This window comes from Pseudomonas fluorescens, assembly GCF_002837185.1.
GTDB classification, from domain to species: Bacteria; Pseudomonadota; Gammaproteobacteria; order Pseudomonadales; family Pseudomonadaceae; genus Aquipseudomonas; species Aquipseudomonas fluorescens_AM.
Genome location: NZ_KZ478005.1, coordinates 68,731 through 87,277 on the forward strand (window position 1 = coordinate 68,731; position 18,547 = coordinate 87,277).

The 18,547-nt window shown below is 60.0% G+C and carries 15 protein-coding genes; 5 read left to right on the top strand and 10 right to left on the bottom strand.

The window, feature by feature from the left end:
• Positions 1-110 precede the first annotated feature (110 nt).
• The 3 genes from CIB54_RS18805 to CIB54_RS18815 all read left to right on the top strand — a co-directional run bounded on the left by CIB54_RS18805 (position 111) and on the right by CIB54_RS18815 (position 4,480).
• Positions 111-1,169 (top strand): tetratricopeptide repeat protein, encoded by a 1,059-nt coding sequence (locus CIB54_RS18805; protein WP_101220647.1) that lies wholly within the window; start codon positions 111-113, stop codon positions 1,167-1,169.
• Positions 1,170-1,310: 141 nt separating this feature from the next.
• Positions 1,311-2,813 carry an ATPase domain-containing protein gene (locus tag CIB54_RS18810; RefSeq protein ID WP_065953573.1) on the top strand — a complete coding sequence of 501 codons (1,503 nt, stop codon included), beginning with the start codon at positions 1,311-1,313 and terminating at the stop codon, positions 2,811-2,813.
• Positions 2,810-4,480, top strand: coding sequence for a response regulator (locus tag CIB54_RS18815; RefSeq protein ID WP_065953574.1), 1,671 nt, complete (start codon positions 2,810-2,812; stop codon positions 4,478-4,480). The genes CIB54_RS18810 and CIB54_RS18815 overlap by 4 nt, the downstream gene beginning before the upstream one ends.
• Before the next feature lie 28 nt (positions 4,481-4,508).
• Here the strand turns inward: CIB54_RS18815 and CIB54_RS18820 are convergent, their stop codons facing one another.
• From CIB54_RS18820 to CIB54_RS18840, 5 genes are all read right to left on the bottom strand, one after another.
• Positions 4,509-4,886: a response regulator gene (locus tag CIB54_RS18820; RefSeq protein WP_017528049.1), complete on the bottom strand. Its 378-nt coding sequence runs from the start codon at positions 4,884-4,886 to the stop codon at positions 4,509-4,511.
• A gap of 78 nt (positions 4,887-4,964) precedes the next feature.
• Positions 4,965-6,158, bottom strand: coding sequence for a hybrid sensor histidine kinase/response regulator (locus tag CIB54_RS18825; protein ID WP_101220648.1), 1,194 nt, complete (start codon positions 6,156-6,158; stop codon positions 4,965-4,967).
• Positions 6,152-6,751, bottom strand: a complete 600-nt coding sequence (locus CIB54_RS18830; RefSeq protein WP_065953576.1) for a chemotaxis protein CheB — start codon at positions 6,749-6,751, stop codon at positions 6,152-6,154. Before CIB54_RS18830 ends, CIB54_RS18825 begins: the two co-directional genes overlap by 7 nt.
• Positions 6,748-7,578, bottom strand: coding sequence for a CheR family methyltransferase (locus CIB54_RS18835; RefSeq protein ID WP_175413325.1), 831 nt, complete (start codon positions 7,576-7,578; stop codon positions 6,748-6,750). The genes CIB54_RS18830 and CIB54_RS18835 overlap by 4 nt, the downstream gene beginning before the upstream one ends.
• On the bottom strand, positions 7,579-11,082 hold the full coding sequence (locus CIB54_RS18840; RefSeq protein WP_101220656.1) for a response regulator: 3,504 nt from the start codon (positions 11,080-11,082) through the stop codon (positions 7,579-7,581). It abuts the gene before it with no gap.
• Between the two features lie 237 nt (positions 11,083-11,319).
• Between CIB54_RS18840 and CIB54_RS18845 the strand changes: the two genes are divergently transcribed.
• Both CIB54_RS18845 and CIB54_RS18850 read left to right on the top strand, forming a co-directional pair.
• The gene (locus tag CIB54_RS18845; RefSeq protein WP_065953577.1) at positions 11,320-11,679 is read left to right on the top strand and encodes a response regulator; all 360 of its coding nucleotides are present in this window, start codon (positions 11,320-11,322) and stop codon (positions 11,677-11,679) included.
• A 110-nt stretch (positions 11,680-11,789) separates the two neighbouring features.
• A complete protein-coding gene (locus CIB54_RS18850) occupies positions 11,790-13,190 on the top strand; it encodes a DUF1254 domain-containing protein (protein ID WP_101220649.1) in 1,401 nt (466 codons plus the stop codon).
• Between the two features lie 72 nt (positions 13,191-13,262).
• Here CIB54_RS18850 and CIB54_RS18855 read toward each other — a convergent pair whose 3' ends face one another.
• From CIB54_RS18855 to CIB54_RS18875, 5 genes are all read right to left on the bottom strand, one after another.
• Positions 13,263-13,928, bottom strand: coding sequence for a DUF3313 domain-containing protein (locus CIB54_RS18855; protein WP_065953579.1), 666 nt, complete (start codon positions 13,926-13,928; stop codon positions 13,263-13,265).
• 82 nt (positions 13,929-14,010) lie between these two features.
• A complete protein-coding gene (locus tag CIB54_RS18860; protein WP_101220650.1) occupies positions 14,011-14,505 on the bottom strand; it encodes a hypothetical protein in 495 nt (164 codons plus the stop codon).
• A 105-nt stretch (positions 14,506-14,610) separates the two neighbouring features.
• Positions 14,611-15,153, bottom strand: a complete 543-nt coding sequence (idi, locus tag CIB54_RS18865) for an isopentenyl-diphosphate Delta-isomerase (protein ID WP_065953581.1) — start codon at positions 15,151-15,153, stop codon at positions 14,611-14,613.
• 41 nt (positions 15,154-15,194) lie between these two features.
• A complete protein-coding gene (locus CIB54_RS18870; RefSeq protein ID WP_101220651.1) occupies positions 15,195-15,992 on the bottom strand; it encodes a class I SAM-dependent methyltransferase in 798 nt (265 codons plus the stop codon).
• Positions 15,989-18,208: a cytochrome P450 gene (locus CIB54_RS18875; protein ID WP_101220652.1), complete on the bottom strand. Its 2,220-nt coding sequence runs from the start codon at positions 18,206-18,208 to the stop codon at positions 15,989-15,991. Before CIB54_RS18875 ends, CIB54_RS18870 begins: the two co-directional genes overlap by 4 nt.
• Positions 18,209-18,547 lie beyond the last annotated feature (339 nt).

Genomic DNA, 18,547 nt, shown 5'->3' on the forward strand with positions numbered 1-18,547 from the left:
GGTCAAAGCCGCCAACATGGCTGACTGGTTTGGCCAATCCGGTTTGACACTCGCCCTGCACTGGCCGAAGCTTGAGACTTTGTACCCGTACCCTGCCTTCGGACGCCTGCATGTCAAAGTCACGCCGTTACTCCATCATCGGCCTGTGCGCCCTGTTGTCGATTGTGTTGATCACCTGGTTTTTCTCCCGCGCAACGCCCGTGGCCGTGCCCCCGGCGATTGCCCACGGTTATTCCAAGGCCTTGAAGCAGGCGCGCAACGGTGAGCCGGGCGCGGCGCGGGTGTTGTATCAACAGCTGGGGCGGCCGGACCTGTCACCTGAGCGGCGCGCTGCGCTGCATGCCGAGCTGCCCAACTACCCCAGCCCCCAGGCACTGAAACTGGCGGATAAAGACCTGGCTGATGACTCGCCAGTGGTGCGTGAAGCGGCGATCCACAGCATTGTCGGCCTGGTGCCGACCGGCCAGCGCACGTTGTTACTCGGCCCGGCGCTGGAGGATCCCGAACAGGCAGTGCGCTTTGCCGCCGCCAACGCCCTGCTCGGCCTGTCGCCGGATACCCTGGGCCTGTATTTCGGCCCGCTGCAGCAAGTGCTCGACGAATTCGCCAAAACCCTCAAGGCCCGACCCGAAACAGCCGAAGGCTGGATTCAATTGGCGCGCCTGTATATCCACAGCGCCCTGCTGCCGGACGCGCAACATGCGCTGCAGCAGGCCATGCGCTTGCAACCGGACAACCTGCAAGCGGTGGTGGCGCAGATCGAGCTGCTGGATAAACAGGGCAAGACCGACGAATCGCGCCAGCTGCTGGCGCAGCAATTGGCGGCGCACCCGGAATCGGCCTATCTGCAACATGCCTTGGGCATGTGGCTGCTGCACCATGGCGAACGCCCCTATGCCCTGCTCGGCCTGTCCAAAGCGGTAGAGCTGGAGCCGGACAATCAGGATTACCGCTACGACCTCGCCACCACATTGCACGACCAGGAGGAGCTTGAGGCGGCCCAGCGGCAGTTGGAAGACATCGTCCAGCGCCACCCGGCGAATCGAAAGGCGCGGGTGCTGCTGGTCAATTATTGGAAAGAAAGCGGCCAGTTGCAGAACGTGCAAATACTGCTTGCACAGCTGGAGCAGCAGAATCCGGATGACCCGGCGTTGCAGCAGGGGCTGTGACCACGCGCTGAAAACTTGTAAAAGTCGTCAGGTTTCTTACAAACGATTCAAAACGTTGAACCGCCACAAGCCGCTAAGGTCAAGTGAATATGGCACGCCCAACGGCGTGCCCTGAAAACGTACGTGACCTGAGGGCACTTCTTGTCTACATCAAATTCGCTTTTGAGTGAAAAGGCAGCCACCGGCATCGATGGTCTGGATGACATTCTTTCCGGGGGGCTATCGCGCAGCCATTTGTTCCTCCTGGAGGGCGAGCCCGGCACGGGTAAAACCACCGTGGCCCTGCACTTCTTGCAGGCAGGCGCGAAAAACGGTGAAAAATCGCTGTATATCACCTTGTCCGAAACCGAACGTGAGCTGCGCCAGGGTGCCAAGTCTCATGGCTGGGACCTGGACGACAACATTCACATCTTCGAATTGACCCCGCCGGAAAGCCTGCTCAACGCTGAGCACCAGCAGAGCCTGCTGTACTCCTCGGATCTGGAGCTGGGCGAAGCCACGCGGCAGATTTTCGAAGTGGTGGAACGGGTCAAGCCCACTCGCGTAGTGGTCGACAGCCTGTCCGAGATACGCCTGTTGGCGCAAAGCTCCCTGCGCTATCGCCGGCAGATCCTGGCGATCAAGCATTACTTCGTCCGCTATGACGCCACGGTGCTGCTGCTCGACGACCTGACCACCGAATCCCTCGACAAGACCGTGCACAGCGTGGCCCACGGCGTGATTCGCCTGGAAGAACTGACGCCCAGCTACGGTGCCGAACGTCGCCGAGTGCGGGTGGTGAAGTACCGGGGCCAGAAGTACCGTGGCGGTTTTCATGATTTCACAATCATGGGCGACGGCGTGCACGTGTTCCCGCGCCTGGTGGCGGCCGAACATCGCGGCGGCTACACGCGCCAGACCATGAGCAGCGGTATCGCCGAACTCGATGCCTTGATGGGCGGCGGCGTCGAGACCGGCTCCAGCAGCCTGATCCTTGGCCCGGCCGGCACCGGTAAATCGCTGATTTCCATGGTTTTCGCCGCTGCTGCGGTAGCGCGTGGCGAAAAAGCCGCGCTGTTCATCTTTGACGAAGAGATGGGCCTGCTGTTCGAGCGCATGAAAAACATGGGCATCGACCTGGCTGCGCTGCAAGCCACCGGTAACCTGCTGATCGAACAGGTCGACGCGGCCGAGCTGTCTCCCGGTGAATTCTCACACCGGGTACGCCGCTGCGTGGACGAAGGCGGCATCAATACCGTGGTGATTGACAGTATCAACGGCTACCAGGCGGCGATGCCGGAAGAGAACGCACTGATCCTGCATATGCACGAACTCCTTCTCTACCTCAACCGACGGGGCGCCGCGACGTTCATGACCGTCGCCCAGCATGGCCTGGTCGGCGATATGCAGACGCCCGTGGACATCACCTACCTGGCCGATACCGTGATCCTGCTGCGTTACTTCGAAGCGCTGGGCAAGGTCCGGCGGGCCATTTCCATCATCAAGAAACGCACCGGTACCCACGAATCAACGATTCGCGAATACCGCATCAGCAGTAATGGCCTGACCGTCGGCCAACCTCTGGACAATTTCCAGGGCGTGCTGCGCGGCATTCCGATTTATATGGGCGCCGGCTCGCCTCTGCTCAAGGAAGAGCAAGTGTGACGTCCCTGTCCCCGGTCTTTGAACGCGCCATTATTCTTGCGCCTTTGGGGCGCGACAGTTCATTGGCGCTGATGATGCTCAATGAAGCCGGCTACCAGGGTGTGGTCGCCAGCAATCTCACCGACTTGTGCGAGGCGCTGAACGAGGGTGCCGGCGTGCTCATTATCGCCGCCGAAGCTTTACGTGGCGTGGACATGGAACCTTTGCTGGAGTACCTGCACCGGCAACCGGCCTGGTCCGACCTGCCCATTGTGCTGATGACCCATCACGGCGGCAGCGAGCAAAATGGCTCATCGCACCTGAGCGGGCTGCTGGGCAACGTGACCTTCCTTGAGCGCCCGTTCCATCCTGTGACCCTGATCAGCCTGGTCAGTACCGCCCTGCGCGGGCGGCGGCGGCAATACGAAGCACGGGACCGCCTGCTCGACCTGGGCGCCAGTGAGTTGCGCCTGCAACGCACCCTGGAAACCCTTGAGCAGCAGGTGGAAGAGCGTACCGCGCAATTGCGCAGCAATGAAGAAGCCTTGCGCCAGTCGCAGAAAATGGAAGCCGTCGGCCAGTTGACCGGCGGCATCGCCCATGACTTCAACAATATGCTGACCGGGATCATCGGGAGCCTGGAATTGCTGCGACGACGTGTAGCGCGGGGCAAGCTGGACGATCTGGACGGCCTGATCGACCTGGGCGTCACCTCGGCCAACCGGGCCGCCGGCCTCACCCACCGCCTGCTGGCGTTCTCGCGCAGGCAGTCGCTGGACCCGAAGCCCGTGGAGATCAACCAATTGGTCACCTCCATGGGCGAATTGCTGCAACGCAGTATCAATGAAAGCATCTGCCTGCACATGCGTCTCAGCGACAGCCTGTGGACCGCCGAGGCCGACCCCAATCAACTGGAAAGCGCCCTGCTCAACCTGGTGATCAACGCACGTGATGCCATGCCCGGCGGTGGCAACCTGACCGTGGAAACCACTAACCGCCACCTCGACAGCGTATTTACCGCCGCCTATGGCACCTTGAGCCCTGGCGATTACGTGGAGTTGAGTGTCAGTGACACCGGTTGCGGCATTCCGGAAAGCGTCATGGGCCGGGTGTTCGACCCGTTCTTCACCACCAAGCCGATCGGCCAGGGCACCGGCCTGGGCTTGTCGATGATCTATGGGTTTGCCCGGCAGTCCCGTGGCCACGTCACCCTGCACAGCGAAGTCGGCATAGGCACCACCGTCAGCTTGTTCCTGCCCCGCTTTGTGGGAGAGGTCATCGCTGACGCCGTGGTAAACCCGGCCATGCTGCCATTCGCCAATGACGGTGAAACGGTGCTGATCGTTGAAGATGACCCGGCTGTACGGGTGCTCGTCAGCGCCGTATTGAAAGAGTTGGGCTATGCCTTTGTCGAAGCCGGTGACGCCACCACTGCGGTGCCGATCATCGAGTCAGAGCAGCGTATCGACCTGCTGATCAGTGATGTCGGGCTGCCCGGCATGAACGGACGGCAATTGGCGGAAATCGGACGGCAGATCCGTCCGGACCTCAAGGTGCTGTTCATCACCGGATACGCAGAACACGCGGCTGTGCGGGGAGGTTTTCTGGACCCGGGGATGCAGTTGATTACCAAGCCGTTCACCTTTGATTTATTGACGGCAAAGGTTCGGGAAATGATCCAGGCGTAGATACCCAGCGTATCTACGCGCTGCGACGTCAGGCCAGCAAGCGCTGTATGTGCTCCTGCAGCGTATCCAGATCAAACGGCTTGGCCAGAATCGGCGCGTTGCGCGTAATCGGGCTGTTGCAATCAAGGATTTCCTGCGGGTAACCACTGATAAAGATTACTTTCAATTCCGGCCTCACCTTGAGCGCCGGCTCGGCGATCTGTACGCCGGAAATGCCGCCGGGCAGGCGGTAATCCGTGACCATCAAATCCAGGTGCGGTTTGGTCGCGAGAATTTCAAAGGCTTCTTTGCCATTGACGGCCTTCAATACCCGATAACCCAGGCCAGCCAGGTATTCACCCAGCACAAACATAATGGATTCGTCGTCTTCGACGATCAGTACGACATCTTGTGCATCTTCACTCATGGGAAGCCTATGTCCAGTCAGTAGCTGGTGTTACGACCATGGGGTCACGTAGAGGTTGCGTCCAGCTGACGATTGATTTCATGCCGTTGCCTGAAGTGGCAGACAGACCCGAAACAACGCGCCCTCGCCTATCTGGCTTTCAACCTCGATGGTGCCGCCATGGGCCGCGACGATCTGTTCGGAAATGAATAGCCCCAGTCCCAGGCCGGCCGCCGCATGGCTGACGGAAACCCGCTCGAATTGCTGGAAAATGCGCTTCTGGTTCTCCTCGCTGATGCCGATGCCATGGTCGCGCACTTCCACACAGGCCTCGCCATGTTCTGCATACACGCGCACTTCGACCGGGCTCTTGGCGCCGTAGCGCAAGGCATTGGTCAACAGGTTGGTAACGACCTGCTCGATACGAAACTCATCCCAATGGCCCTCGACCGGCCCGTCAGCCACCAGGTCCATCGACGATTCGGCGGCAGCGACCTGCGGCTCGAAGTTGTGCACCAGGTTGCGTACCAGTTGCGCCAGGTCGAAGCGCGCCGGGCGTATCGATAGCTTGCCGGTGCGGATACGCGACACGTCGAGCATGTCCTCGATCAGGCGGATCAGGCTCTTGATCTGGCGCTCATCGCGGTCGACCATCGCGTGCATCTTGTCCAGGGTGAACGCCGCCGCGTTGTCCCGGGCCAGGTGCATCTTGCGCAACTGGGTTTCCAGGATCAGCCCGTTCAGTGGCGTTCGCACTTCGTGGGCGACGATCGACATGAAGTCATCGCGCATGCGCACCGCCTGTTCCAGCTCGGCCTGGGTGGCCTGCAGGCGCGTGAGCAGCAGTTCCTGCTCGCGGCGGCTGCGCTCTAGGGCTTCGACCTGCAGCTTCATCGCCTTGCTCTGGCGGTACAGGTCAACGAATACATTGACCTTGCTCTTCACCGCGTGAATATCCAGCGGCTTGTGCAGGAAGTCCACCGCGCCGCTTTCGTAGCCCTTGAAGGCGTAATTGAGTTCGCGGCCGGCGGCGCTGACGAACACAATCGGGATGTTCTTGGTCTTTTCGGTGCCGCGCATCAGTTCGGCCAGCTCGAAACCGTTCATGCCAGGCATCTGCACGTCGAGGATCGCCATGGCGAATTCATGTTCCAGCAACAGTGACAATGCTTCGTCGGCACTCAATGCCTTGAATACCTGGCGGTCTTCGCGCTTGATCAGCGCTTCGAGGGCCAGCAGGTTTTCCGGCAGATCGTCGACGATCAGCAGTTTGGCCTGGACAGTACTTAACATGGGGAAGGTTCCAGGGAAGCCAGCAATGAGCCAATCCGGCTCAAGGAAAGAATATGGTCAGGTGTGTGCAGCGCCAGCGCCGCCAGGGGCATTACGGCAATCCGGGCCTCGGCGGGGTCTTGTACAACGGTGGTGCCGCCCGATTGCTTGACATAGGCCAACCCGCGCGCGCCGTCCTGGTTGGCGCCGGTCAGCAGGATCGCCAGCAGGCCTGGCCCGTAGGCATCGGCGGCCGAGGCGAAGAGAAAATCGATGGCCGGCCGGGAATGGTGCACGCGTTCCTCCTGGCTCATCGACAAGCTGCGATCCTCTTCCACCGACAAATGATAGCCGGGACCGGCGAAATACAGGGTGCCCGCCTCGATCGACTCCTTGTCCCGCGCTTCTTTCACCGGAATGCGCAAGCGTCGCGCGAAGACGTCGGCCAACTGGCTGCGACGTTCATCCGGCAGGTGCAGCACGGCAATGATCGGCAGGCCGAATGTGTCCGGCAATTCGCCAAAAATACTCAGCAACGCCTCCACGCCGCCGGCTGAGGCGCCGACGACAATGGCTTCAATCCCTGGAATCGGGGTGCTGGCGGCATCGCTCATGATTTGCGGTAGATCCGTTCCTGTTTGACCAAGGGTTCGAATTGCTTGCTGTAGGCTGAAAAATCCAGGGTTTCCTTGCTGCCCAATACCAGGAAGCCGCGATGACACAGCGACTCATGAAACAACCCAAACGCCCTGTCTTGCAACTTTTTATTGAAATAAATCAGTACGTTGCGACATGAAATTAACTGAGTTTCTGAGAATACACTGTCGGTCGCCAAGCTATGATCGGCGAACGTGACGTTCTCGCGCAGGGTCTTGTCGAAGATCGCGTTATCGTAAGCCGCCGTGTAGTAGTCGGCAAATGAACGCTGGCCACCGGCCTGCTGATAGTTAGCCGTGTAGGCGCGCACGTTCTCCAGGGAAAAGATGCCCTGCTTGGCTTTGTCCAGCGAGGCCGGGTTGATGTCGGTGGCGTAGATGATGGTGCGTTCGAGCAAGCCCTCTTCGCGCAGCAGGATCGCCATGGAGTACACCTCCTCGCCGGTGCTGCAGCCGGCGATCCAGATCTTGATCGACGGGTAGGTCTTGAGCAACGGCACGACTTCCCGGCGAATCGCCAGAAAGTGCGACGGGTCGCGAAACATCTCGCTCACCGGGATGGTCAGGAACTGCAGCAATTGCATGAACGCGGCCGGGTCGTGCAGCACGCGCTCCTGCAGCGCGGAAATGGTCGCGCAGTCGAACTGGCGCAAGGCATGGGCCACTCGCCGCTTGACCGACGCACCGGAGTAGTCGCGAAAGTCGTAGCTGTACTTGAGGTAAATCGCCTCGATCAACAGGCGCAGCTCGATGTCGCTGCTTTTGTCCAAGAAACTTCGCTCCACTTAAATGCGTTCCATCTTGGGTAGCCACACGCGGATCAACGAGAACAGACGGTCCAGATCAATCGGTTTGGCCAGGTAATCGTTGGAACCCGCCGCCAGGCAACGCTCCTGGTCATCTTTCATGGCCTTGGCGGTGACGGCAATGATCGGCAGCTTTTTCCAGCGCGGGTCCTGACGGATCAGCGCCGTTGCTTCGTAGCCATCCATCTCCGGCATCATCACATCCATCAGTACCAGGTCGATATCATCGACCTCATTGAGCTTGTCGATGGCTTCACGACCATTGCGCCCGATCACTACCACGGCGCCTTTATGCTCCAGGGCACTGGTCAGGGCAAAGATATTGCGCACATCGTCGTCCACCAGCAGGATCTTGCGCCCTTCGAACACCTTGTCCCGGCTGCGCGCGGTCTTGAGCATCTTCTGGCGGTCATGGGACAGCTGGGATTCGACTTTGTGCAGAAAGAGTGTGACTTCATCGAGCAGGCGCTCCGGGGAACGCGCGCCCTTGATGATGATCGAGCGCGAATACTTGCGCAGCTCGGCTTCTTCGTCGCGTGTCAGGTTGCGCCCGGTATACACGATCACCGGCGGGAACGAGCAGATATCCTCGGTGGCCATGCGCTTGAGCAACTCGTTACCGAGCATGTCCGGAAGCTTCAGGTCGATGATCATGCAGTCGTAGACATGGGTGCGTAGCAGGTCCAGCGCTGCCTGGGCGTAGCCGACATCGGTGATTTCGATGTCGTCGTCACCGATCAGGCGGGCGATGCTGTCACGTTGCAGGTCGTCGTCTTCCACCAGCAGTACCCGCTTGACCTTTTGCGTCAGCTTGGCTTCCAGGCGCGCGAACACGTCCTTGAGCTCTTCACGGGTGGTGGGTTTGACCGCGTAACCGATGGCACCCATGTGCATGGCGGCTTCGACGCGGTCTTCCACGGAGATCACATGCACCGGGATGTGCCGGGTATTGGCGTGCTCCTTGAGACGTTGCAGCACCGTCAGCCCGGAATGATCCGGCAGGCGCATGTCCAGCAGGATCGCGTCGGGGATGAATTCTTCGGCCAGGCTGTAGCCTTCGTCGGCACCGTGGGCGACCAGGCAGTTGTAGCCCAGCTCGTGGGCCAGGTCGAAGAGGATGCGCGCGAAATTCGGTTCATCTTCCACCACCAGGATGGAACTGGTGCTGAATGGGGCTTTGTCGCGGTCATCGGCAAAGCGCGGGATCAGCTCGGCCTCGGCCACCGGCAGCGACGCTACCTTGACTGGCAAAGGCACAGGCGCCGGGGCCGCCACGGCTTGGCGTGGGGCTTCGATCGGGGCGGCATCTTCGGCGCGTTCGACATACTGTTCCGGCAATACCAGCGTGAAAATGCTGCCCTTGCCCGGTTCGCTGGTCACGCTGATGTAGCCACCCAACAAGGTCGCCAGGTCACGGGAAATGGACAGGCCAAGGCCGGTGCCGCCGTAACGGCGATTGGTAGTGCCATCGGCCTGGCGGAAGGCTTCGAAGATGCTTTCCTGTTGATCCTGGGCGATACCTATCCCTGAATCGCGCACCGTGAAGGCAATGCCCTCCCCCGGCGCGCGGGACACCGACAGGCTGACCTGACCCTGTTCAGTGAACTTGATGGCGTTGGACAACAGGTTCTTGAGAATCTGCTCCAGACGCTGGCGGTCGGTGAACAGCAGGGACGGTGAACCTGCCTGCACATCAATCTGGAAGCCCAGATTGCGATCCCTGGCCAGCGGTTCGAACATGCCGCGCAGGCCATCCACCAGCCGCTCGACGCTGGAATTTTCCGGACGCACTTCCAACTTGCCGGCTTCAACCTTGGAAATATCCAGGATGTCGTTGATCAGGTTGAGCAGGTCATTGCCGGCCGAATAGATCGACTCGGCAAATTTGACCTGTTCGGCACTGAGGTTGTCCTGGGGGTTCTCGGCCAGCAACTTGGCCAGGATCAGCGAGCTGTTGAGCGGCGTGCGCAGCTCGTGGGACATGTTGGCCAGGAATTCGGACTTGTACTTGCTGGAGCGTTGCAGCTCATCGGCGCGGTCTTCCAGTTCCAGCTGGACCCTGTTGAGCTCTATATTCTTGCGGTCCATGGCGTCGCGCTGTTCGGCCAGGGTCTGGGTCTGTTCGGCCAACTGTTCGTTGGTCTGCTCAAGCTCCGCTTGCTGGGTTTCCAGGTGCGCCTGAGACTCCTTGAGGATGCGTGACTGTTCCTCCAGCTCTTCGTTGGCGGTCTTGAGTTCTTCCTGCTGCACTTGCAGCTCTTCATTGAGCTGCTGGGTCTCGGCGAGTACTTCCTGCAAACGCTGGCGATAACGTGCGGCTTCGATGGACGTACCGATATTGCTGGCGATCAGTTCCATCAGTTCGATATCGCGCTCTTCCAGCGGGCGCAGGAAACCCAGTTCGATCACACCGTTGACGCGGTCGTCATCGCTGGTCGGCACTACCAGTACGCTGCGGGTGGTGCCCTCGCCCAGCCCCGAGCTGACCTTGAAGTAGTCCACCGGTACGTCGTCCAGGCGAATCAGGCGATCGAGCTGGGCGGCCTGCCCGACAATGCCTTCGTCGCTGTAGATCGCCTGTTCCAGCTGCGACTGTTCGCGGGAAAAGCCGTACGTGGCCACCCGGCGCAGACCGCCGTGCTCTTCACGCACGTACAACGCTGCAACCGCTGAGCCCATGTATTGGGCAAAAAACTGCAGGATATTGCGGCCCAGCAGGTTCAAGGTCAGTTGGCCAAGCACCTGTTCGGCCAGTTCGGTCTGGCCATTACGCAGCCAGGCCTGCTGTTCCAGGCGTCTGGCGATCTTCTGTTGTGACGCGAGGTTTGCGCTGTAACTATTTGAAAGTGAGAGTAAATTCTTTCTACCGATATACGCGAGAAAACCGCTTAGCCCGAGTACAAACACCAGGTACAGCGTAACGCTGACCACTGTGGTGCGGGTGACCTCTTCGTTGCGGGTAATACGGAACTGCTGTTCCATCGCCACCGCGTCGTCATATTCCTTGCGAATCTCGTCGGTCAGGCGCTTGCCCCGGCCGGCCTTGACGGCACCGCGGAAATCGCCACTGGTGCGCTGCAGTTCAATCATCGACTGCGCGTAGTTGTTCCATTCGACTTGCAGCGCTTCCAGGCGCTTGAGGCGGTCGACCTGCTGCGGATTGTCGGCAACCAGTTCCTGCAAATTGCGCAGGTCGGCAATGATCCTTGGCTTGGCCACTTCATAGGGATCGAGGAAATGCTCGTCACCGGTAATCAGGAAGCCGCGCATGCCGGTTTCCAGGTCCACCGTCAGTTTGGACGACTCATTGAGGTTGTTGATGACCCGGTCGGTGTGCTCCACCCACTGGATCACAGACAGCAAATAGGTGATCAGCACAACGAAAAACACCGCGCTGAGCACACCCACGCTTAGTGGCAGGGCCACGTTACGGCTCAGGAGTTTGCGGAAGCTCTTTTCATCAACTGACGACGCGGGAGTCATGGGCATGCCTTGGCCAAGTGCGGGAAAACCGGAAGTTTGCCCCAAACTGACGGTCAAGACCATTTTTCTGGGACGCTTTTGTACAGATTCCTACAGCGGAACAGGCTATTCTGCCTGGTCTTTTGTACTGCATTGTTTTAACGCCCTGGGAACTTGTGGATAGCCCGTGCTTACTCAAGTACAGGCCGGTCAGAATGGCCAGCGTTGAAAACTCGTCTTTTTTTGGGAAAGCCTTCTATGTCCGCAATCGCCTCCACCATCCTTGTTGTTGAAGACGACGCTATCGTGCGCATGCTGATCGTCGATGTGCTTGAGGAGTTGGAGTACTCGGTGCTTGAGGCTGCCGATGCCGCAGAGGCCCTGGCGCACGTGCAGAACACCGACCAGGTGATCGACCTGCTGATGACCGACGTCGGCCTGCCCGATATGGACGGCAAGCAACTGGCAACCCAGGTGCGCGAACTGCGCCCTGTCCTGCCCATCCTGTTCGCCAGCGGCTACGCCGAGAACATCGATGTGCCCGAAGGCATGCAGGTGATTGGCAAGCCGTTCTCGATCGACCAGTTGCGCGATAAAGTCAAATCGATGCTGGCCTGAACATCCAGCGTCCTTTCGCAGGTTTTAACGTGACGTCCGGGAAAGAAAACAGGAAACTCAGCGCCTGCATCTCCCCGTCAGTCAAAAGAACCCTGGAAGGACGCAACAACATGATTGGACAACCTGCGCGCCTGGTGTTGGCGAGCCTCTCGATACTTCTGAGCACCGGCGCCTGGGCCGACTTCACGGCCACCCCTGCCGAAGCCCGGGCCATTGCCAGGCAAGCCTACTTATATGGCTACCCCGTGGTCGAGATGTACAAGACGCTCTACACCCAGGCCGTGGACAAAGGCGGGGCCAATTTCAAGGCGCCGTTCAATCGCATCGGCAATAGCGCGCAGGTCTTCACCCCCAAGGACACCGCGTTCACGACCCCGAACGCGGACACGCCCTACTCCTTCGTCTGGATGGACCTGCGCAAGGAACCTCTGGTGCTGACCCTGCCCAAGGTCGAAGACAACCGCTACTACTCGGTGCAGTTGCTCGACCTCTATACCCAGAACATCGCCTACCTGGGCACGCGCAGCACCGGCAACAACGGCGGTCACTACATGATCGCAGGTCCCGACTGGAAGGGTCAGCAGCCGGTCGACATCGACCGTGTGGTCTACAGCGAAAGCAATATCGCCTACGCCCTGTATCGCACACAGCTGTTCGATGAAAAAGACCTGGGCAAGGTCAAGCAAATCCAGAACGGCTACAAAGTGCAGCCGCTGAGCAGCTACGTGAAACAAGCGGCCCCGGCGCAGGTGCCGAAGATCGAGTGGCCCAAGCCGACGGCGAACATGAGCGACAGTCCGCAATTGTTCCGCTACCTGAACTTCATGCTGGCCTTTGCTGCGCCACAGGACAGTGAAAAAGACCTGCTGGCACGTTTCGCCACGATCGGCATCGCCCCCGGCGCGCCTTTCAAGCTCAACCAGCTGACTGCCGAACAGCGCAAAGCGTTGGAAGACGGGATTGCCGATGGCAAGGCGGAGTTCGCCACGTTCAAGAAAGACAAGATCGATACCCATCAAGTCTCCAGCGGCGAGCTGTATGGCAGCCGTGACCGGTTGCAGAACAATTACCTGTACCGATATGCCGGCGCCAACCTGGGTATGTTCGGCAATTCCACCGACGAAGCCGTTTACTTCACCTACTTCGATGACAGCGAAGGCAAACCGGCCAACGGCGCACGCCGCAGCTACACCGTCCACTTTGCCAAGGATCAGCTGCCGCCAGCCGATGCGTTCTGGTCGCTGACCATGTACGACGCCAAGACCAAGTTGCTGGTGCCGAACCACAAGAAACGTTACCTGATCAACTCACGCATGCTGCCCGGCCTGAAACTGGACGCCGACGGCGGCCTGACCCTGGCTCTGCAGCATCATGAGCCACCGAAGGCCGAACAGAGCAACTGGCTGCCCGCTCCAACCGGGCCATTCTTCGCCGTCTTGCGTATTTACCTGCCCAAGCCTGAAGTCACCAGCGGCCAATGGAAGTTGCCGCCGTTGATGCCGCTCCAGTAACCCTGCCGGGGCCCCATGCACGGCGGGCGGCGATTCACATACGCCTCCCGCCGCGCCATGTAAGGTTCAGTGCTATTTGAGCTTCAGATAGGACTGATGCAGGTCGGACGCCCATCCATCGATAACGTTTTTAACATCGTCAGCTTTCATTACCTGAGTGTCGTTTGCCAACGGCTTTCCGGTGCCTTTGCGCACCACTTGGGCAATTACTTGGCCGCTTGCGCCATCAAGGAACTGCGCCTCCGTGCCCAAGGTGGTTTCCTGGTCGCGAATCCCGGTGCCGGTGCTGACCGCCGCAGCGACCAACGCCACGGGAATAAACTCGTAAGGCTTCAGTCCCTGGGTTTTACTGCTGACGGCCGTAATCGCTGCGCGCACCACAAATACCCCGGGGCCCGGGCCATTGGCCAGCGGCAGTGAACCGGCCAGTTCGCGCTTGAGCGCCTGGTTGTAATAGTCACTGATGCCGCGCAGGGTGCTGTCCGGAATGCGGGAGGTGGCTTCAGGCTTGGGATAGAATTGCGTGGGCTCGATGTACACCGCGTTGTAGCGGCTCAAGTCCAGTTTGGGATCGACCCAGCGCATCACCAAGGCACCGGAGGGCGATTTGGCTTCCTTGAGCCGGCTGTAGTCCGACAGAAAGCCCGAATACTCGTCCGGTTGCGTAACTTTGCTGGAACATCCCGCCATGGCGATCGAGGCGAAGCACAACGTACTGACCATTAGCCTGACTTTCATTATTACAGCTCCCATCGTTAGGTTGAGCTGTAGGTATAGCCAATCGTGGGAAAACGGGCGGCTTATTGCAGCCGCGAGCCCCTCAGCCGCGCTCCCGGGGGATCAGGCTCTGCAACTGCGCAGCCAGAAAATTGGCGTCGAAGCCGAAGGTATCCGGGTCTTTGAGGCCATTGGTCTTCTTCCAGAGCCAATCGTTCTTATCTGCGGGCAGTACCAGCGAGACGCTGCCGTGCCGTGCGGCCGTCAAGCCCATGACCGCTACACCAATATCCCCGTCCGGGCCCATCACGTCCGGCACGAACTCCACGCTTTTACCCGTGATCAGCACAGTCAACTTCTCGGTCTTGAACGTCGATATTTCCACTGGCACGCTCGGGCTGGAGGCGACATAGGCCTCCCGGCGTACCTCCAGCAAACCGGCGCTCTTGACCGGTTCCAGCCACTGTTCGATGTGCTCGAACAACTCGCCCAGTTTCTGCGCCCAACGCGCCGACCGCAGATCGAATTGCTGTTTCTTATGCGCTTCGCTCTCGGCGTAATGACGAAGCATCTCGCCCAGTTGCTGTACATCGTCCATTGCGGATTTCCTTGGGTGAGTCAGGTTGCGAAGCCCGATCATGGCAGATACGGCCGCCTGGCGTACGAGTTAAAGCTGATTGCAGTGGGTTCGGCAGCAAGCAGGTCATAGGTGACGTGACGGTGTATCGAACGAAGAATGTTCCAACAGCAGGCGACGCCACTGCATTCGAAACCAAGGGGTAAATTGCGCGTGCGGTTCAGCGAGCCGGGCTGAAATTTCGGCACGGGTCAGCCACATGATTTCGCTGACCTCCTCAGGCATAGGTGAAACCACAGCGTCAGACTGAGCAACCAGCACATGACACAACTCGTGCTCCGCGCCGATCGAACCAAAGCTGGCGTGGTACTCAAAACTGTAGAGCGCGCGACAGGAAGACCGGACGTCTAATTCTTCGCGCAAACGGCGAGACGCCGCATCCAGGATCGACTCACCCGGTGCCGGATGACTGCAGCAAGCATTTGACCAGAAACCGGGCCAAAGCATTTTGCCTGCTGCACGACGCTGAAGCAGATGACGCCCTTGACTGTCGATCAAATGCACCGAAAACGCACGGTGAAGCTGGCCCGCGCCCAGGTGGGCATCGCGCTTGTCGCACACCCCGACTTGTACATCTTGCGCATCGACTAACACGACATCATTGATCATTTTGTATTCCTTGTTGGTAAACGGCGGCGCCCTGCTCCTGGTCAGAGAACTTGCCCCCACGCGCTGACGAAGGTCAAAGCGGCGTCGGTGAACGCAGGGTCAGCACGCAGATTGACCATGCCATCCAGATCGTGCTGTTCCAGCAACCCGAGTTTGAGCAGCGCCGGCCCGGCTTGTGCCGTGGTAGCCGCCCAAAAGGTATCGGCGGGGCTGTTATCGCCTATACGGCCTTCAAGCGTGCGATGCCGCACGTTGGCGAGCCCGCGATCATGCAGCCGATCCGGGAGCTGGGTGGCCCACAGCATATCGGACCCAATGGACCGCTCCAGGAGGGTGATACCGGCTTGGGCCACTTTGCGAAACAGCGGGTTTGCCGTTTTCAGGCTCGGTTCAAGGCTCACATCCTCTATCACCAACCAGCCACCCGGGCGCAGCCAGGTGATGGCTCGGTTCAATAGCGCTTCACGCTCGGCGAGGTGACACAGAAGTGCCCGGGCATGCACCACGTCAAAGGACGCAGCCGGGAAATCATCGATCGCTGCATTATGGGCAAGCACCCGAATACGTGGAATATCGGCAAGGAATCGGGTGTCGATATCCGTGGCGGTGACGCTCGCTTCGGGATATCGCTGACTCAGCCAGGCGGCGAGCGATCCGGCACCGGCGCCGAGATCGAGGATGGCCGGCTTGTCAGGCAAATCCAACTGCTCAAAAACCGCTTGGCTCAACGGGTCAAACGCACGCTCCAGCGTGCGCAATCGTGCCAATTGGCCGGCGTGCTGGTCAGCCAGGTAGCTGCTGGTGTAGCCGGGCTCATCGAAATCGACGGTAGTGGTCACAGTAAGACCTCCAGTCGATCCGGGCAGCGGTTGAGGAAGCCGCGCTCAACGGGCGTGAACCCCGGTGCCCAGCGTACGTTGGGGAAGGCTTGCAGCAGCATGCGGGCGCCGGTCGTGATTTCCATCCGGGCCAGCATGGAACCCAGGCAGAAGTGGCGCCCCGCGCCGAAGGCGAAATGACTGGTCGCCTGATCGGTGCGCGACATGTCAAAGCTATCCGGGTGACTGAATTGGTCCGGATCACGGTTGGCCGAACCAATAAGACAGGCCAGCGTCGCCCCGGAGGGGATCGTTCCCGAGGGCAACTGCAGCGGTTCACGGGCCTCCCGCAGTACGAGCTGTAGGGGCGGATTGCGGCGCAGGGTTTCGGCCAGGGCATTATCCATCAGCTCTGGATTGGCGATCACCGCCGCCTTGACGCCAGGCTCGCTCAGCAGGTTGACCATCAGGTTGGCCAGGGCACCGTGGCTGGTTTCGCTGCCCGCCGTCATCAGGATCGCGCAGTAAGCCCGCACGAACGTCTCGGACAACGGCTGACCATCAATCCGCGCCGCCAACAGCTGGGAGATCAGATCATCTGCCGGTTCGGCGCGCCGAGCGTCGATGTGTGGCTGGATAAAGTCGTAGAAACTGTCTCGGTTGGATAGCCCACCGGTCAGCAGTGCCGGGTCCTGTCGATAGTTGCCCATGTAGGCGAAGCCGATGGCACACCACCGCTTCAGCCGCTCCACTTCTTCGCAGGTTTGTGCCGGGAGGCCCAGCGCATGCGCCATCACCCGTACCGGCAGCGCTGCGGTGAAATCGGCGATAAGGTCAACCTGAGGTCGGCCGTGCATGCGCGCCAGCAGGTCTGTGGTTACCGAAGTGACGGATGCTTGCAGCGCGGCGAGGGCCTTGCCACGAAACGAAGGGCTGAGCAATGCGCGGTGCTGGGCATGTTCACACCCGTCCATGGTGACAATGGTGTGACCCAGCAGCGGTCCGATCTGCCAATTGTAGTTATTGTTGCTGACGCCCGGATGGGTCAGGGCCGCTTTGACATCCACATGCCGGCTGACCAGCCACACGTCGGTGGGTTCGTCGTAGGCGATCGGCAACCGGGTACGCAATTGCTCATACAACGGGTATGGGTCGAGTTCGAACTGCCGGGATTTCAGTGTCGGAGGGGTAAGTTCAAGGTCCACCTGCCGATGGTTCCGTGCCTCCAAATCGGCGGCGTGCAGGTGATAGCGAGAGACGCTGCGGTGCCAGTCACCTGCCGCCCGGACAACCTGGCGCAGCCGGTCCGGGTCGGTCGCCGCGCCTGGCGGGTGACTGGCACACCGGGCGGCGACCGCAGTGAACTGCGCCACTGCCGTGTTCACCATCTGGTGGGCGGATTCGAGCGCGGCGGGCCAATCCATGCCGGCGGCGTCCGCAAGGATCGACACCAGGTTGAAGCGCTCACCGCACACCACGTCTTTGGCGATCGAATGAATGTCGTTTGTCCAGGCAATGAGATCGGCAGCGTGCTCGCGCAAGGTGTTCCACGCTTGAGCCTGCGCGGCAGACGCGTACGGGTCGAGGGTTTCGGCTCCGTCGATGAGGTCAAAGAAGAACAGTGCGCCGAACGAATCCCGGCGCAATGGCAAGTATTGGGTCAATGTGAGCGCCGTGTTGTTCTCCCGCACCCGCACCAGCGTGGCCTGCGCGCGCAAATGCCGAATCAGATGTCGCACAAGCCGGTCCCGCCAACGATCGTCTCCCCAGCCGCGGGTGCGAGGCCAGAGATCATCGACCAGAACCACGAGCATCGGGTCCTCGAATCGGCTGCTTTCGCCTGATTGACCGGCGCCCTCGGTCAAGGCCTGTACCGAAGTGATGAATTGCTCCAACGCTCCGTTTTCCGCCCAGGGACCATCATCGATACGGTCATCCAGCGTAAGCGCCCACAGGTACCAGCACACCAGGACCTCGGCTCGATGCGTGGGCGCCCTGCCGCATAGCGCCACTCCCAGATCGAGCAGCGCCGTGGTGCTCAACCGGTGCGCACCACGGCGGCCGATCAAGCCGTATCGCTGCGCCCAGGCAAGTGCATGGGCGCGCAACCGTTCGTGGTCGGAGCGAGGTGTCGGCGCGGCGAAAGGAAACTGAAGCTCGGGGATAGTGAGGAGCTGCGACGGAAGATGATCACTCGGGTTGGGGCCGGGGTCCCCCTCGCGGTGTGGCGGTGCCATGTTGGACTCCTCTTGGATGAGCGTTCAATAGGATCGGACCTTATCGAAAATCAACCAATCAGGATGCCGTGAGTGTCTGATCATCCCCTAGGCAAAGGTAGCTCTGTGAGGTAGGAAAAAAGAACTTCCACCGACAGACTGCGGTCAACGCACTCCTCGTTGGCAGCGATTTTGTCTTGAAGCGAGAGACGGTTAACGTTGCGCACACTCAACGTATGCCGACTGTGGTCGAAAAAAGCTGAGCAACGTCATTGCATTCTCCCGTTCTGCGCTCAGGGCATATTAACGGTGTTCTCGCTGAGAAATATCTGAGCGGGCAACTTGAAGCTCCTCAACTTG

Coding starts and splice junctions, on each gene's coding strand:
- CIB54_RS18820 (WP_017528049.1), bottom strand. CDS start 4,886: ATGAGTGAAGATGCACAAGATGTCGTACTGATCGTCGAAGACGACGAA.
- CIB54_RS18860 (WP_101220650.1), bottom strand. CDS start 14,505: ATGGACGATGTACAGCAACTGGGCGAGATGCTTCGTCATTACGCCGAG.
- CIB54_RS18805 (WP_101220647.1), top strand. CDS start 111: ATGTCAAAGTCACGCCGTTACTCCATCATCGGCCTGTGCGCCCTGTTG.
- CIB54_RS18840 (WP_101220656.1), bottom strand. CDS start 11,082: ATGACTCCCGCGTCGTCAGTTGATGAAAAGAGCTTCCGCAAACTCCTG.
- CIB54_RS18845 (WP_065953577.1), top strand. CDS start 11,320: ATGTCCGCAATCGCCTCCACCATCCTTGTTGTTGAAGACGACGCTATC.
- CIB54_RS18830 (WP_065953576.1), bottom strand. CDS start 6,751: ATGAGCGATGCCGCCAGCACCCCGATTCCAGGGATTGAAGCCATTGTC.
- idi (WP_065953581.1), bottom strand. CDS start 15,153: ATGATCAATGATGTCGTGTTAGTCGATGCGCAAGATGTACAAGTCGGG.
- CIB54_RS18875 (WP_101220652.1), bottom strand. CDS start 18,208: ATGGCACCGCCACACCGCGAGGGGGACCCCGGCCCCAACCCGAGTGAT.
- CIB54_RS18850 (WP_101220649.1), top strand. CDS start 11,790: ATGATTGGACAACCTGCGCGCCTGGTGTTGGCGAGCCTCTCGATACTT.
- CIB54_RS18825 (WP_101220648.1), bottom strand. CDS start 6,158: ATGTTAAGTACTGTCCAGGCCAAACTGCTGATCGTCGACGATCTGCCG.
- CIB54_RS18855 (WP_065953579.1), bottom strand. CDS start 13,928: ATGAAAGTCAGGCTAATGGTCAGTACGTTGTGCTTCGCCTCGATCGCC.